13 protein-coding genes are annotated in these 14,245 nt (G+C 59.4%); 4 read left to right on the plus strand and 9 right to left on the minus strand.

Features of this window, described 5'->3' with window-relative positions:
• Nucleotide 1: 1 nt before the first annotated feature.
• From CFT65_RS16785 to CFT65_RS16795, 3 genes are read right to left on the minus strand one after another with little or no spacing between them, the layout of a single operon-like run.
• Entirely contained in the window at nt 2-841 is an 840-nt protein-coding gene (locus CFT65_RS16785) for a thymidylate synthase (RefSeq protein ID WP_088829186.1), read from the minus strand.
• Nucleotides 841-1,626, minus strand: coding sequence for a prolipoprotein diacylglyceryl transferase (gene lgt / locus CFT65_RS16790; protein ID WP_088829187.1), 786 nt, complete (start codon nt 1,624-1,626; stop codon nt 841-843). The genes CFT65_RS16785 and lgt overlap by 1 nt, the downstream gene beginning before the upstream one ends.
• A gap of 10 nt (nt 1,627-1,636) precedes the next feature.
• Entirely contained in the window at nt 1,637-2,434 is a 798-nt protein-coding gene (locus CFT65_RS16795) for a sulfite exporter TauE/SafE family protein (protein ID WP_088829599.1), read from the minus strand.
• 89 nt (nt 2,435-2,523) lie between these two features.
• Between CFT65_RS16795 and CFT65_RS16800 the strand changes: the two genes are divergently transcribed.
• The 4 genes from CFT65_RS16800 to dxs all read left to right on the plus strand — a co-directional run bounded on the left by CFT65_RS16800 (nt 2,524) and on the right by dxs (nt 6,568).
• Nucleotides 2,524-3,297 (plus strand): NRDE family protein, encoded by a 774-nt coding sequence (locus CFT65_RS16800; protein WP_088829188.1) that lies wholly within the window; start codon nt 2,524-2,526, stop codon nt 3,295-3,297.
• Between the two features lie 55 nt (nt 3,298-3,352).
• Nucleotides 3,353-3,607, plus strand: coding sequence for an exodeoxyribonuclease VII small subunit (locus CFT65_RS16805; RefSeq protein WP_088829189.1), 255 nt, complete (start codon nt 3,353-3,355; stop codon nt 3,605-3,607).
• Nucleotides 3,607-4,503: a (2E,6E)-farnesyl diphosphate synthase gene (ispA, locus tag CFT65_RS16810; protein ID WP_088829190.1), complete on the plus strand. Its 897-nt coding sequence runs from the start codon at nt 3,607-3,609 to the stop codon at nt 4,501-4,503. The genes CFT65_RS16805 and ispA overlap by 1 nt, the downstream gene beginning before the upstream one ends.
• Nucleotides 4,504-4,636: 133 nt before the next feature.
• The gene (gene dxs / locus CFT65_RS16815; RefSeq protein ID WP_088829191.1) at nt 4,637-6,568 is read left to right on the plus strand and encodes a 1-deoxy-D-xylulose-5-phosphate synthase; all 1,932 of its coding nucleotides are present in this window, start codon (nt 4,637-4,639) and stop codon (nt 6,566-6,568) included.
• Between the two features lie 74 nt (nt 6,569-6,642).
• Here dxs and ribA read toward each other — a convergent pair whose 3' ends face one another.
• From ribA to CFT65_RS16845, 6 genes are all read right to left on the minus strand, one after another.
• A complete protein-coding gene (gene ribA / locus CFT65_RS16820) occupies nt 6,643-7,257 on the minus strand; it encodes a GTP cyclohydrolase II (RefSeq protein ID WP_088829192.1) in 615 nt (204 codons plus the stop codon).
• Nucleotides 7,258-7,391: 134 nt separating this feature from the next.
• The gene (moaC, locus tag CFT65_RS16825) at nt 7,392-7,874 is read right to left on the minus strand and encodes a cyclic pyranopterin monophosphate synthase MoaC (protein ID WP_088829193.1); all 483 of its coding nucleotides are present in this window, start codon (nt 7,872-7,874) and stop codon (nt 7,392-7,394) included.
• An 87-nt stretch (nt 7,875-7,961) separates the two neighbouring features.
• On the minus strand, nt 7,962-8,933 hold the full coding sequence (locus CFT65_RS16830) for a Nudix family hydrolase (RefSeq protein WP_088829194.1): 972 nt from the start codon (nt 8,931-8,933) through the stop codon (nt 7,962-7,964).
• A gap of 2 nt (nt 8,934-8,935) precedes the next feature.
• Nucleotides 8,936-10,153 (minus strand): bifunctional glutamate N-acetyltransferase/amino-acid acetyltransferase ArgJ, encoded by a 1,218-nt coding sequence (gene argJ, locus CFT65_RS16835; RefSeq protein WP_088829195.1) that lies wholly within the window; start codon nt 10,151-10,153, stop codon nt 8,936-8,938.
• A 127-nt stretch (nt 10,154-10,280) separates the two neighbouring features.
• Entirely contained in the window at nt 10,281-13,019 is a 2,739-nt protein-coding gene (gene secA / locus CFT65_RS16840; RefSeq protein ID WP_088829196.1) for a preprotein translocase subunit SecA, read from the minus strand.
• Nucleotides 13,020-13,203: 184 nt separating this feature from the next.
• Nucleotides 13,204-14,157: a M23 family metallopeptidase gene (locus CFT65_RS16845; protein ID WP_088829197.1), complete on the minus strand. Its 954-nt coding sequence runs from the start codon at nt 14,155-14,157 to the stop codon at nt 13,204-13,206.
• Nucleotides 14,158-14,245 lie beyond the last annotated feature (88 nt).

Below are 14,245 nucleotides of genomic sequence, written 5' to 3' on the forward strand. Positions count from 1 at the left end.
GTCAGATGGCAATCGGCGCCTTGATGCCCGGATAGGGGTCATAGCCCTCAAACTCGAAATCTTCCAGCTCGTACTCGAAGATGCTCGCGGGCTTGCGCTTGATCACGAGTTTAGGCACGGCCCGGGGCTCGCGCTTCAGCTGCTCGAAGACGATGTCATCGGTCAGGTGGTTCTGGTACAGGTGGCAGTCGCCAAAGGTATGCACAAACTCACCGACATCCAGGTCACACTGCTGGGCAATCATGTGCGTCAGTAAGGCGTAGGAGGCAATATTGAAGGGCACGCCCAGGAACAGGTCGGCGCTGCGCTGGTAAAGCTGGCAGGAGAGTTTGCCGTCCGCCACGTAGAACTGGAACAGACAGTGGCAGGGCGCCAGCGCCATACGACCCTCGCGAACGTTATCCTGGGGACCGATGGACTCGTCCGGGAGCTCCGCCGGGTTCCAGGCGGAGACAATCAGGCGGCGGGAGTTGGGCTTGGTGCGAATCTGTTCGATCACCTCGCTGATCTGGTCGACCACCTCGCCATTCGGGCACTGCCAGCTCCGCCATTGTTTGCCGTAGATAGGTCCGAGGTCGCCGTTTTCCAGTGCCCACTCGTTCCAGATCGAGACCTTGCGCTCCTGCAGCCAGGTGTTGTCGGTGGAGCCGCGGAGAAACCAGAGCAATTCGTAAATGATACTGCGCAGGTGGACTTTTTTGGTGGTTACCAGGGGGAAGCCTTCCTGCAGGTTGAAGCGGATCTGGCGGCCGAACACCGACCGGGTACCTACACCGGTGCGGTCCCCCTTTTCGAATCCGTTATCAACAACGTCTTTCATCAGGTCGAGATAGGCTTTCATCAGGCTTGTCTCCGGTAGGCAATAAACATCAGGGCGGCGCCGGCAACGATCATCGGGAAGGACAGTACCTGCCCCATGGTAAGCCAGTCAAAAGCGAGGTAGCCCAGCTGCGGATCTGGCTGACGCACGAATTCCACCAGGAAACGGAACACCCCGTAGCAGACCAGGAACAGACCGGACACCGCCATGGTCGGCCGCTGCCTGGATGAGAACCACCAAAGGATCACAAACAGGGCGACGCCCTCCAGAGCAAACTGGTACAGCTGGGAAGGATGCCGCGCGAGCGAATCCGGCGCTGTGCGAAACACCATGCCCCAGGCAACGTCCGTGGGCTTGCCCCACAGCTCGCCATTGATGAAGTTTCCGATCCGTCCTGCACCAAGCCCCAGCGGCACCAGTGGCGCCACAAAGTCAGCCATGCGCCAGAAACCACTGCCCACTTTTCGGCCGTACCACCACATGGCAAACATTACGCCCAGCAGGCCGCCGTGGAACGACATACCGCCTTCCCAGACCCGGAGCAGCCATAATGGATCCGCCAGGAAGGCATCAAAGTTGTAGAAAAGGACATAGCCGAATCGACCGCCAAGGATCACCCCCAGGGCCAGGTAAAACAACAGATCACCCATCTGCTCTTCGTTGATGGGCGACCAGGGCTTGCGGGTGCGGATGCGCCCAAGCCACCAGCCAGCCACAAAGCCGAACAGATAGGTCAGACCATACCAGTGGATCTTTAGGGGACCGATGGCGATGGCCACCGGGTCAATCTGGGGATGCTGCAGCATCAACTACCTCTCAGCTCAGGAGAAAACGAAGCCCCACCAGCAGGAGCATGATGGAGAAAGTACGCTTGAGAATACGGGCGTTCAGCCGATGGGCCAGGTTGGCGCCAATCCGCGCAAAGAAAACGCTGGTGAGAATAATACCGATCAGGGCCGGCAAATAAATGAAGCCGACGCTCAGTTCCGGCAACGCGGGATTGTGCCACCCGGTCCAGATGTTACCCAGCGCGCCGGCGATGGCGATAGGCAAGCCGGAGGCAGCCGATGTGCCCACCGCCTGCTGCATGCGCACGTTGCACCAGCTCAGATAGGGCACTGTGAGGGTCCCACCCCCGATTCCGAAAATCGCCGAGGCCCAGCCGATGCCGCCGCCAGCAACACCCAGACCGGCGGCGCCTGGAACATCACGACCCGGCTTAGGGTCAACCTGGAAAAACATTTTCAGGCCCACCAGAATCACGAAAATGCCGATGACCAGTTCCAGGGCACGCCCGCTCATCAGGGACGCCGTCCAGGCGCCAACAAGAGCCCCGGCAATAATTCCGACCATCATGGGCTGAAACAGATCCCAGCGCACCGCGCCGTGCTTGTTATGGGAACGTACGGAGCTGACCGACGTGAACACGATGGTCGCCAGCGAGGTACCAACGGCCAGGTGGGGAATAATCTCCGGATTGATTCCCTGCAGACCAAAACTGAACATCAACACAGGCACGATGATCAGCCCGCCGCCAATGCCGAAAAGACCCGCCACGGTGCCCGCCAGGGCGCCAAGGGCCAGATAAGATGCTATTACATAGATCAGGGTCATAGTTTGAACCGCACCCGGGAAAACCAAGGCTGGTATGATACACAGCGCAAGAGTCAACTTCATTAAATCCGGGAGCCTACTCCTACACCATGTGCCTGATCGCTTTCGCCCTTGGCCAGAACCCTCATTTCCCACTGGTTGTTGCCGCCAATCGGGATGAATTCTTCCGTCGCCCGACAGCCGCCATGGACTGGTGGACCACGGAATCCGGTAGCCGGGTGCTTGCCGGCCGTGACCTGCTCTCTGGAGGCACCTGGCTTGCGGTCAATGCCCAGGGAGAGGTCAGCGCCGTGACCAACGTCCGCGAGGGTGCACCGGAAACCGGTCGAATCAGCCGGGGTGAACTGCCTTTGCGGGCTCTCACCGATTCCCGGGATCATCTTGAGGACTATCTGCTCGACACGGCCAACCAGTTCTCCGGCTTCAACCTGGTGCACATGACCACAGCAGATGGCTGGTATTTCAGTAACCGGGATGCCCATCCAGGCCGGCAAATCCACCGTGGGGTCTACGGCCTGAGCAACCATCTGCTGCAGACCCCCTGGCCCAAGCTCCTGCGCCTCCGGCAGGCTGCAGGGGATACCATTGCCGCCGCCGGCCACAACGCAGAAAAGCTACACAAGGAGCTGATCCCCCTGCTCCAGGACAGCACGCCGGCACCGGACCATCTGCTACCCGACACTGGCGTTGGCCTGGAGACGGAGCGCTTCCTGTCGTCGCCCTTTATCGTCGGTTCCGATTATGGCACCCGGGCAACCACCGTAGTGACCGTGTCTGTCAGCGGTGAGATCAAGGTAACCGAACAGAGCTGGGGCCCGGACGCCGAAACCGGGGAACGCCGTCACTTCCATTGGCAGCGATAGCGATCAGGCTCTGGTATAATCCGCGAAATTCTGCCACCCGATCGGAGGGCCCCTGATGGCCGGTGAACAAGGCGCCACATCGATAGCCGATTTTGAGAAATCTCTTGATGAGCTGGAAAAGCTGGTTCGCGATCTGGAACAGGGCGAGCTGTCTCTGGAACAGTCCCTGACGGCGTTTGAGCGGGGTGTCAAGCTGACCCGTGAATGTCAGCAAGCGCTTAAGAGCGCCGAGCAACGGGTCGAACAACTGGTTCAAAACAGTGACGGCTCCCTGGAAACCCGCCCGTTTTCACCGGATGATGCTGACTGATGTCCGGACCGAACCTGTTTACCTCTGACTTTCTGGAAACCTGCCGGGCCCGCGTCGATGCGGAACTGGACCGGTGCATTACCCATGACTCCGCCTCCGGTCGACTGCAGGAAGCCATGCGCTACAGCGTGTTGGGCGGCGGCAAGCGAATCCGACCGGCGCTGTGCCTCGCGGCGGCAAAGGCGCTGGGACAGACCGGTGACGGGGCCCTGATTCCGGCCTGCGCGGTGGAACTGATCCATGCTTACTCACTGATCCACGATGACCTGCCGGCCATGGACGACGATGACTTGCGCCGCGGTCGGCCCACCACCCACATAGCCTTCGATGAGGCCACCGCCATCCTCGCTGGTGATGCCCTGCAGGCACTGGCATTCGGCTGGCTTGCCGAAGCTCCGGGGCTGTCTGAATCGGTGCGCCTGATCATGGTCAGGGAACTGGCCAGGGCCAGTGGCCATGGGGGAATGGTTGGTGGCCAGGCCATTGATCTTGAATCCGTTGGCAAAACCCTGGCACTGGCACAACTTGAAACCATGCACCGGCACAAGACTGGCGCCCTGATCGAGACCAGCGTTCGGATTGGCGCCCTGACCGCGCCGTCGGTCAACGAGCAGACTCTGGCCTCCCTTACACAGTATGCCAAGGCACTGGGCCTGGCATTCCAGGTTCAGGATGACCTGCTGGACATCGAGGGTGACACCACGGTCATTGGCAAACCCCAGGGTTCGGATGCCGCCCGCGCCAAACCCACCTATCCCGCCCTGCTTGGTGTGGCCGGCGCCCGGGAGCATCTGGCGGATCTGCTTGGGCAGGCCCAGCAAAGCCTGCGGGATTTCGGCACCGAAGCCGATCCTTTGAGGGCCATGGCCGATTACGTGGTGGCAAGAACCCATTGAACCACGGCGCCCGGAAGGCGCACACTGGCTGTAGATATTTTCGTAACAACTGGCCCGCTTTGTGTGAAACAGCCTCCCCTGTTCCCTTATAATGCCAGTCAGTTACTGAACGTACCGGAAAAGACCCGAGCAGATGCAGGACACTTATATTTTCAAGGAAATCCCGTCACAGCGGCCCAACACGCCTCTGTTGGACCGGATTGACGAACCCGCCCAGCTGAGAGAGCTGGCCCCGGAGCAGCTGACCCTGCTGGCCCGGGAGCTCAGGGCATTTCTGTTATGGTCAGTGGGCCAGACCGGCGGCCATTTTGGCGCGGGTCTGGGCGTGCTTGAGCTTACCGTCGCCCTTCACTACGTCTTTGAAACTCCGAGCGACCGCCTGGTCTGGGATGTCGGCCATCAGGCCTATCCCCACAAGATACTGACCGGCCGGAAGGAGGCGATGGGCAGCATCCGGCGCAAAGGCGGCCTGGCCGGCTTCCCGAAACGGGCCGAAAGCGAATACGACACCTTTGGCGTTGGCCACTCCAGCACCTCGATCAGTGCGGCATTGGGCATGGCCATCGCCGCGCGCCTGCAACAGACCGGTCGCAAGAGCATTGCCGTCATTGGTGACGGTGCCATGACCGCCGGCATGGCATTCGAGGCCCTTAACCATGCCGGTCACCTGCATGCCGACATGCTGGTTATCCTCAACGATAATGACATGTCGATCTCCCGGAATGTTGGCGGGCTGTCCAACTACTTTGCCAAGCTGCTGTCCAGCCGCACCTACAATCAGGTGCGCGACAGCAGCAAGAAGGTTCTGCAGGGGGCGCCGCACCTGATGGCGCTGGCCAAGAAGACCGAGGAGCACTTCAAGGGCATGATTGCCCCGGGCACCCTGTTCGAAGAACTGGGCTTCAACTACATCGGCCCGATCGATGGCCATGACCTGCCCCTGCTGGTGGAAACCCTGGAGAATATTCGCGAACTTGAAGGTCCGCAGTTCCTGCATGTGGTGACTACCAAAGGCAAGGGCTTTGCCCCGTCGGAAGCGGATCCGATTGGTTATCACGCCATCAACAAGATCGAGCCGGTTCCACCCAGCAAGCTCGAACCGGTCAAACCAAAACCGAAGAAACCAAAATACGCCAACGTCTTTGGCCAGTGGCTGTGCGATTCTGCCGAGCAGGATGAGCGTGTGGTGGGCATTACCCCGGCCATGTGTGAAGGCTCGGATCTGCTGGCTTTCTCACAGCGTTTCCCGGAACGCTATTTCGATGTCGCCATTGCCGAACAACACGCGGTCACACTGGCTGCGGGTCTGGCCTGTGATGGCGCCAAACCGGTTGTCGCCATCTATTCGACGTTCCTGCAGCGGGCCTACGATCAACTGATCCACGATGTCGCCATCCAGAATCTGGATGTTCTGTTCGCCATTGATCGCGCGGGCCTGGTCGGTGAAGACGGCCCGACCCACGCCGGTGCATTTGACATCAGCTACCTGCGCTGCGTGCCGAACATGGTGGTGATGACACCCTCGGACGAAAACGAAACCCGCCAGATGCTCCAGACCGGCATGTTTTACGAAGGACCGGCTTCGGTTCGCTACCCGCGTGGCACGGGCCCCGGTGCCGAAATACAGCAGGAATTGACACCGCTGGAGATTGGCAAGGGTCGCCGGATTCGCAGCGGAAAAGGGGTGGCCATACTCAATTTTGGTACCCTACTGGCGCCAGCGCTGGAGGCCGCAGAAGCCATGGGCGCGACAGTCGCCGACATGCGTTTCGTCAAACCCCTGGATGAGGATCTGGTGCTGGAGCTCGCCGAGCAGCATGAACTGCTCGTCACCCTGGAAGAGAACGCCATTGCCGGCGGTGCCGGCAGCGCCGTGACCGAATTCCTTAACAGCCGGCTGGTCGCCATGCCGGTGCTTCAACTGGGCCTAACGGATACCTTCATGGACCACGGCAAGCATGGTGAACTGTTGGCCGAGTGTGGCCTGGACGCCAAAGGTATTGAATCGGCTATCCGCACGCGGGTGGAAACCCTCCGCCACCAGAATCTGAAAGTCGTCAAATAACCATAAATCTTACTTTCGAATGTAAAAAGCCCGCGACAATCGCGGGCTTTTTGGTATCCAGATCCGAAATCGGCTCAGATCTCCGGATCATCGTCCTGGTGCGTCTCCAGCCAGTGGCCCAGCTTGCTCTGCTTGGTATCGAGGTAGTGTTCATTGTGGGGGTTGCGGCCCACATGCAGAGCGACCCTTTCGGTGATGTCGATGCCATAGGAGGACAGCGCTTTCACCTTGCGGGGGTTGTTGGTCATCAGCCGCAGGCTCTTGATGCCGAGATGCTCCAGCATGTCCTTGCACATGCTGTAGTCACGCAGATCCGCCGCGAACCCCAAGCGCTCATTGGCTTCAACGGTATCAGCACCCTGATCCTGCAGGTGGTAAGCGCGAATCTTGTTCAGCAAGCCGATTCCCCGCCCTTCCTGGCGCAGGTACATCAGAATACCCCGGCCTTCCCGGGCGATACTTCGCAGCGCCTCCTCCAGCTGGTAACCGCAGTCACAACGCATACTGTAGAGGGCATCACCGGTAAGACATTCCGAGTGGGTGCGGGCAAGCATGGGTTCGTCACTATCGAGGTCGCCCAAGGTCAGGGCAACGTGTTCCTTTCCGGTATCCGGTTCTTCAAAGCCGTGCATATCAAATACCCCGAACGGGGTCGGCAACCGGCAGGTCTGGATGTAGCGAACAGCCACAGTGTTTCCTCGTGGTTCAGTCAATCGGGCCGCGCATTCTATCACGGGCCCGCCCGCTTGGCGTAGTCTCGACACTGTTGCTCCTCCGGCATAGTCTTAGTAAACAACACTTACGAGCGCGGACGTCCGCCAGATCAGGCGTTATCGGCCACCCAGTGGCCACTACGACCGCCTTTCTTCTCCAGCAGCCGCACCGAACCGATCTCCATACCACGGTCCACGGCCTTGCACATGTCGTACAGTGTCAGCGCCGCAACGCTTGCCGCGGTCAGCGCTTCCATCTCGACACCGGTCTGGCCGGACAGTTTGCAGCGGGTGAGAATGTGCACAGAAGCACCATCACTGCCCGGACTCAGCTCGACTTTCACAGAGGTCAGGTTCAAGGCATGGCACAGGGGAATCAGATCATGGGTCTTCTTCGCAGCCATGATACCGGCGATACGGGCAACAGCCAGGACATCCCCCTTTGGATGCTCACCCTCAATAATCATGTTGAGGGTTTCCGGCGCCATGCGGATGGTGGCTTCAGCGCGGGCTTCGCGTTCGGTGGCCGCCTTGTCGGTCACGTCCACCATGCGGGCTTCGCCCTTGTCATCGAGATGGGTCAGTTTGCTCAAGGTGTCTCCCGGAATCGGTTGTGCAAGATGGTGAAAAACGCAGGAACAACAGCATAACAGAGATGGCCACGGCGTCGCTGACAAGTGTCAGCTTTGCGGCCACCAGAAGCGGATACCGGCGATGCCCTGGCCACCTCGCTGACGGGCTTCCTGGCGATCGCTGGGCGACAGCCCACCCAGGGCAAACACCGGCAGCCCGGCTGCGGACACCAGGTCGGCAAAAGCTGGCCAGCCCAGGGTCGGCGCACCCGGGTGGCTTTCCGTCGGCTGCACAGGCCCCAGGGTCACGTAGTCCGCTCCGATTGCCGACGCATGATCAATTTCCTGCCTGTCATGACAGGACACCCCAAGCCAGACACTCCCCGGAACCGGTCGGGCCGAGAGCCCGGCCGCCTCACGCCAGGGCAGGTGAAGCCCCCGGGCACCGGGTGTGGTGCGGAATACTTCGGGGCCGCCGTGAACAATCAGGGCAGCTTCAGCCTTTTCACAAACCGGAACCGCTTTCGCCGCCAAGTCCCGATAGGCCTGTGCACTCATGGTAGAAGCCCGGAGCACCACGAGGGGAGGCCTGGCAATCCCAAGACCCGTCTGAAGGCGCGCAACAGCCTGATCCGGATCACTGGCTTCTCCGGTGATCGCAAGCTGACGGGGTAACCGCAGGGCGCGAATGATTGGCCGGTTGGCGGCGGGGAAGTCCTCATCCCGAAGCTGCGCCGGGGCAAGCCATTCAACCGGCTGCCCCTCGCATCCCTTGGCTTCGCCTTCGGCGGCTCTGGTTTCCCAGACGTCCAGGAAAACCCGCTTGTCGCCATAGTCGTGGCGGATGCCAATAACAGGCTCCAGGGAGTCTTCCGGCACTCTCAGGCTGGTTTCCTCGGCAATCTCACGCACCAGTGCCGCCTGAACACTCTCACCCGGCTCCACCTTGCCCCCGGGGAACTCCAGCAAGCCCCCCTGATGGACATGGTCCGGCCGGCGGGCAATCAATACCCGTCCATCCCGAACAATAACCGCAACGGCAACGTGAATTTCTTTTACGGGGGCTTCCGACGCAGACATGGTCAGGTACGGTACTCTGCGTTGATGGTGACGTAATCATGGGAGAAGTCGCAGGTCCAGACCGTCTCCCGGACATCACCCCGTTTGAGATCAATGGCAATGGTGATCTCTTCCCGGTCCATCACAGCCTGCCCACGGGCTTCCGAGTAGTCCTCGGCCCTGCCACCGTTGCGGACCAGACAGACATCACCCAGGTAGATCTCCAGAGCGTCGAGATCCAGCCCGTCGACACCGGCGCGCCCTACCGCCGCCAGAATCCGGCCCCAGTTCGGATCCGAGGCGAACAGTGCGGTCTTGACCAACGGCGAATGCGCAACGGTGTAGGCGACATCCAGCGCCTCCTGTTGGCTGGCTGCGCCAGTGACATCGATGGTGACAAACTTGGTTGCACCCTCGCCGTCACGGACAATGGCATGGGCCAGTTCCAGATAAACGTTTTGCAGTGCCTCCCTGAGCTTGGGCAGCGCCGGGCTGGAGGCGGTGATCTCAGGGCCGGAGTACTGACCACTGGCCATCAGCATGCAGGCATCGTTGGTGGAGGTATCGCCATCAATGGTGATGCGATTAAAGGATCGCTCTCCCAGTTCGGAGGCAAGCGTCTGCAGTAGCTTGGGCGCAATCCGGGCATCGGTGGCAATAAACCCGAGCATGGTCGCCATGTTGGGACGAATCATGCCCGCGCCCTTGCTGATGCCGGAAATGGTCACCGTATGGCCGTCCAGCTCCACCTGACAGGACGCACCTTTCGGGCGAGTGTCCGTGGTCATGATGCCACTGGCGGCTTCAGCCCAGCGATTCTCCGCAGTGTTCGCCAAAGCCTCCGGAAGCGCGCCAACAATCTTCTGGACCGGCAACGGCTCGCCAATCACCCCCGTGGAAAACGGCAGAATCTCGGCTTCCGTGACGCCCCCCTGCTTTGCCAGGGCCTGGCAGCAGGCCACCGCATCGCGCATACCTTGGTCACCGGTACCGGCGTTGGCATTGCCGGTATTGATCAAGAGGTACCTGGGCGAGGTCTCGGCCAGATGCCGGCGGCTGAGGGTAACCGGTGCCGCACAGAACTGGTTTTTCGTGAAGATACCGGCTACCCGGCTTTCCGGTGCCAGCGCAAACACAACCACGTCCTTACGCCCCGGCTTCTTTATGCCTGCACTGGCTATGCCGACCTTGACCCCGGCTACCGGGTAAAACTCAGGTAAGGTTCCCGGACCTACCGCCATTCTGCCATTCCTCTTGTCTGGGGTTGTGCTCGAAGGACCACACGAACCGCCGAAAACGAAAAAACCCGCATCCCACCAGTCGTGGCTGGAAGATTGCGGGTTCCGATGGTTCTGTCAGTGCTCTAGATTAGCTGACCTTGCCATGACACTGCTTGTACTTCTTGCCGGACCCGCAGGGGCAGGGTTCGTTTCGGCCCACCTTGCGCTCCTGTCGAACAAAGGTTTCCGGAGTCGACTGCCGGGCTTCGTCAGCATCGCCCTCACCCTGGCTCTGGGCTGTGGCACTGGTCTCGTCGTGGCGCAGGCGCGCGCGGGCGAGTTCTTCTTCCAGCTCCTGCTTCCGACGACGCTCGACTTCTTCCATCTCTTCACGGCTCTGGACACGTACATGCGAGAGAACACGCGTCACATCACGCTTCATGGTATCAAGCATGGTTTCAAACAGGTTGAACGCCTCGCGCTTGTACTCCTGCTTGGGGTTCTTCTGGGCGTAACCCCGCAAATGGATACCACGACGCAGGTGATCCATGTTCGAAAGATGTTCTTTCCAAAGGGTATCCAGAACTTGCAGAAACACCTGCTTCTCGAACTTGCGCATGGCCTCGGAACCGGCAATCTCTTCCTTGCCTTCGTAGGCGGCCACAATCTCGTCCAGGATCTTCTGGCGCAGACTTTCCTCGAACAGCTTGTTGTCTTCTTCCAGCCACTTCTGGACCGGCAAATCAATCGCCATCTCGGATTGAAGCTGGGCTTCCAGCCCGGCGATGTCCCACTGTTCCGGCATACTCTGGGGCGGAATGTATTCACTGATCAGCGAGTCGACAACGTCTTCCCGAATGGTCTTGACCATGTCCGAAATATCGTCGGACGACATGACTTCGTTACGCTGGTCATAGATGACCGTCCGCTGATCGTTGGCCACGTCGTCGTATTCCAGCAGCGTCTTCCGCATATCGAAGTTGCGGCCTTCCACCTTACGCTGGGATTTCTCGATAGCGTTGGTCACCATCCGGTGCTCAATGGCCTCGCCTTTCTTCATGCCCATTGCCTGCATCAGGCTCTTGACCCGGTCAGGAGCAAAGATACGCATGAGGTTGTCTTCCAGGGATAGGAAGAACCGCGAGGAACCGGGATCGCCCTGGCGACCGGCCCGCCCGCGAAGCTGGTTATCAATCCGGCGAGACTCGTGACGCTCGGTACCGATGATGTGCAGGCCGCCAGCCTCAAGCACCTGGTTATGGCGCTCGGTCCATTCCGCCTTGACCCGCGCAATCTCTTCTTCCGAAGGATTTTCCATGGCCGCCACTTCGTGCTCCCAGTTACCACCGAGCACGATATCCGTACCACGACCGGCCATATTGGTGGCGATGGTTACTGCGCCGGGACGGCCCGCCTGAGCAATGATGTGGGCTTCGGATTCGTGCTGCTTGGCGTTCAGGATCTTGTGTTCAATCCGTGCCTTCTTGAGCAGCATGGAGAGTAGTTCGGAAGCCTCGATAGAGGCGGTACCGACCAGGATCGGACGCCCCTCGGCAGTGACATCCTTGATCTCGTCGATGATCGCGTGGAATTTCTCTTCCTGGGTCAGATACACCAGGTCGTTGTAGTCAGTCCGCTGGATCGGCTTGTTAGGCGGAATGACCACTACGTCGAGGCCGTAGATCTGGCGAAATTCGAAGGCTTCGGTATCTGCCGTACCGGTCATACCGGCTAGCTTGTCGTACAGCCGGAAATAATTCTGGAAGGTGGTAGAAGCAAGCGTCTGGCTTTCGGCCTGGATCTTGACGCCCTCTTTGGCCTCAACGGCCTGGTGCAGACCTTCGCTCCAGCGGCGACCCGGCATGGTACGACCGGTATGCTCGTCAACGATGACCACCTGGCCGCCCTGAACAATGTAATCCACGTCTTTCTGGAAAAGATGATGGGCGCGCAGTGCCGAATGAACGTGATGCAACAGACTGAGGTTGGCCGCGGAATACAGGCTCTCACCTTCTTTCAGAAGTCCACGCTCTAGCAAAAGTTCTTCGACTTTCTCGTGACCGCCTTCCGTCAGCTCAACCTGACGGGACTTCTCGTCAATGGTGAAGTCCCCAGTAGGCTCGCCCTCTTCAGGCACTTCACCTTTCTCCAGGCTGGGGACCAACTCGTTGATGGCCTGGTACAGCTTCGAGCTGTCCTCCGCTGCACCGGAGATGATCAGTGGCGTTCTGGCCTCATCGATCAGGATCGAGTCCACTTCGTCCACGATCGCGTAGTTCAGGCCCCGCTGGACCTTGTCTTCGGTACTGAACGCCATATTGTCGCGCAGATAGTCGAAGCCAAATTCGTTGTTGGTGCCGTAGGTAATATCCGCCTGATAGGCCGCCCGCTTTTCCTCCCCCGGCTGGCCCGAGGCCACCACACCGACCTGCATGCCCAGGAACCGGTAGAGCTTGCCCATCCAGTCTGCGTCCCGACGAGCCAGGTAATCGTTCACGGTTACAACGTGGACGCCCTTGCCGGACAGTGCATTGAGATAAACCGAGGCGGTAGCAACCAGAGTCTTACCTTCACCGGTTTTCATTTCCGCGATCCGGCCTTCATGCAGGGTAATGCCGCCGATCAGCTGAACGTCATAATGACGCATGCCCATGACCCGACGGCCCGCTTCACGCACGGTTGCGAAGGCTTCCGGAAGCAGGGCATCCAGGGATTGGCCTTCGTCGATCCGGCGACGGAACTCGGCGGTCTTGCCTTGCAACTCGGAGTCGGACAGATTGCCATATTGCTCTTCAAGTTCATTAATACGTATGACAGATTTACGCATTCTCTTGATTTCTCTGGCGTTTTTACTGCCGAACATCTTGGTTGCAAGCTTTGTGAACATAGACCACTGCTTCTTTGATTAAACGAAGGAAGCCGGCATTCTAACCTTATTTTGTAACAGGACAAAAGGCAGGCCTCACACTGGCGCACTAAGTCGCCGATGAGGCACCGGATTCACGGATAAAAACTGGCCGGGCGCGGAATGGCGGAGAGGTTCTGAAAGCGGCGGGTGAGCCGGAACCGGGTCAGCGGCTAGCCCGCTTGATATAGGTTTCCGGGTTTTCAGACTTGCCATTCCGGATAACTTCAAAGTGTACATGAGGGCCGGTAGAACGCCCGGTACTGCCCATCAGCGCCACTACCTGGCCCTTCTGGACAACGTCACCCACCTGCACCTTGATGGTCTTGCAGTGGGCATAACGGGTTATCAGACCATCACCATGGTCGACTTCCACGAGATTCCCGTAGCCGTAGCGCTCCCCGGCATAGGTAACCACGCCGCCCGCGACCGAGATAATATCGCTGCCATCCTTGCCGGCAAGATCAACACCAGCATGCCAGGTACGCTTGCCGGTAAACGGATCGGAACGATAGCCGTACTTGGAGGATAGCCAACCCCAGGTGATCGGGCGACCTTCCAGGTAGAGCTCGTCTTCGAGACGTTTGCTGGAAGCCAATTGATCGAGTAACCGGAGTTGCTGTTCACGGTCCTTAATCCGCCACTCCATTTCCTCGATCATTCGGGTCAGCTCAGGCGCTGAAAAGGAATCGCCGGACAAGGCGTCTTCCGGTCCACCGACGGCCGCCGGCTTATCGAAGTTGAATTCATCGCTGGCTACCAGGCCGGATTCGACAAACCGTTGGCCCAGAGCATCCAGGCGTAACAGACGGCCCTGAATCTCGCCCAGACGCAGCGTCAACGCATCAACCTGTTGCTGAACGTTTTCTTCAATACTGGCCAGCTCCACCTTCTGCTCTGCCAGTTTTAGCTGCCACTCGGCCACCAGCTCGGAATTGGTGGGTTCTCTGGCTTCCACCTGCTCGATAGCCATCTGATAACCAGCCCAGCCAGCAACAACGAGCAGCAAAAGCACGAAAAAGAGCAGCCCGACAGCAAGCGTACTGTTGATCGACAACGCACGGGACTTTCCGTGGTGTTTGCCAACAAGAATAATGTTCATATCGTCATCTGGCTTCATCGTTGAGCCGCAACCGCATCCCGCAGTGTTGCGCCCCGGAGAAATCCGAAGGGGGTCTGCCATCCTTTGGCAACAGCTACATACTGAA

The organism is Marinobacter sp. es.048, assembly GCF_900188435.1.
In the GTDB taxonomy this organism is placed as follows: domain Bacteria; phylum Pseudomonadota; class Gammaproteobacteria; order Pseudomonadales; family Oleiphilaceae; genus Marinobacter.

What these genes read in the sequence shown, in the direction of transcription:
- dxs (WP_088829191.1), top strand. Translation starts at nt 4,637, where the DNA reads ATGCAGGACACTTATATTTTCAAGGAAATCCCGTCACAGCGGCCCAAC.
- CFT65_RS16800 (WP_088829188.1), top strand. Translation starts at nt 2,524, where the DNA reads ATGTGCCTGATCGCTTTCGCCCTTGGCCAGAACCCTCATTTCCCACTG.
- CFT65_RS16795 (WP_088829599.1), bottom strand. Translation starts at nt 2,434, where the DNA reads ATGACCCTGATCTATGTAATAGCATCTTATCTGGCCCTTGGCGCCCTG.
- argJ (WP_088829195.1), bottom strand. Translation starts at nt 10,153, where the DNA reads ATGGCGGTAGGTCCGGGAACCTTACCTGAGTTTTACCCGGTAGCCGGG.
- CFT65_RS16785 (WP_088829186.1), bottom strand. Translation starts at nt 841, where the DNA reads ATGAAAGCCTATCTCGACCTGATGAAAGACGTTGTTGATAACGGATTC.
- secA (WP_088829196.1), bottom strand. Translation starts at nt 13,019, where the DNA reads ATGTTCACAAAGCTTGCAACCAAGATGTTCGGCAGTAAAAACGCCAGA.
- CFT65_RS16830 (WP_088829194.1), bottom strand. Translation starts at nt 8,933, where the DNA reads ATGTCTGCGTCGGAAGCCCCCGTAAAAGAAATTCACGTTGCCGTTGCG.
- CFT65_RS16845 (WP_088829197.1), bottom strand. Translation starts at nt 14,157, where the DNA reads ATGAAGCCAGATGACGATATGAACATTATTCTTGTTGGCAAACACCAC.
- CFT65_RS16805 (WP_088829189.1), top strand. Translation starts at nt 3,353, where the DNA reads ATGGCCGGTGAACAAGGCGCCACATCGATAGCCGATTTTGAGAAATCT.
- lgt (WP_088829187.1), bottom strand. Translation starts at nt 1,626, where the DNA reads ATGCTGCAGCATCCCCAGATTGACCCGGTGGCCATCGCCATCGGTCCC.
- ispA (WP_088829190.1), top strand. Translation starts at nt 3,607, where the DNA reads ATGTCCGGACCGAACCTGTTTACCTCTGACTTTCTGGAAACCTGCCGG.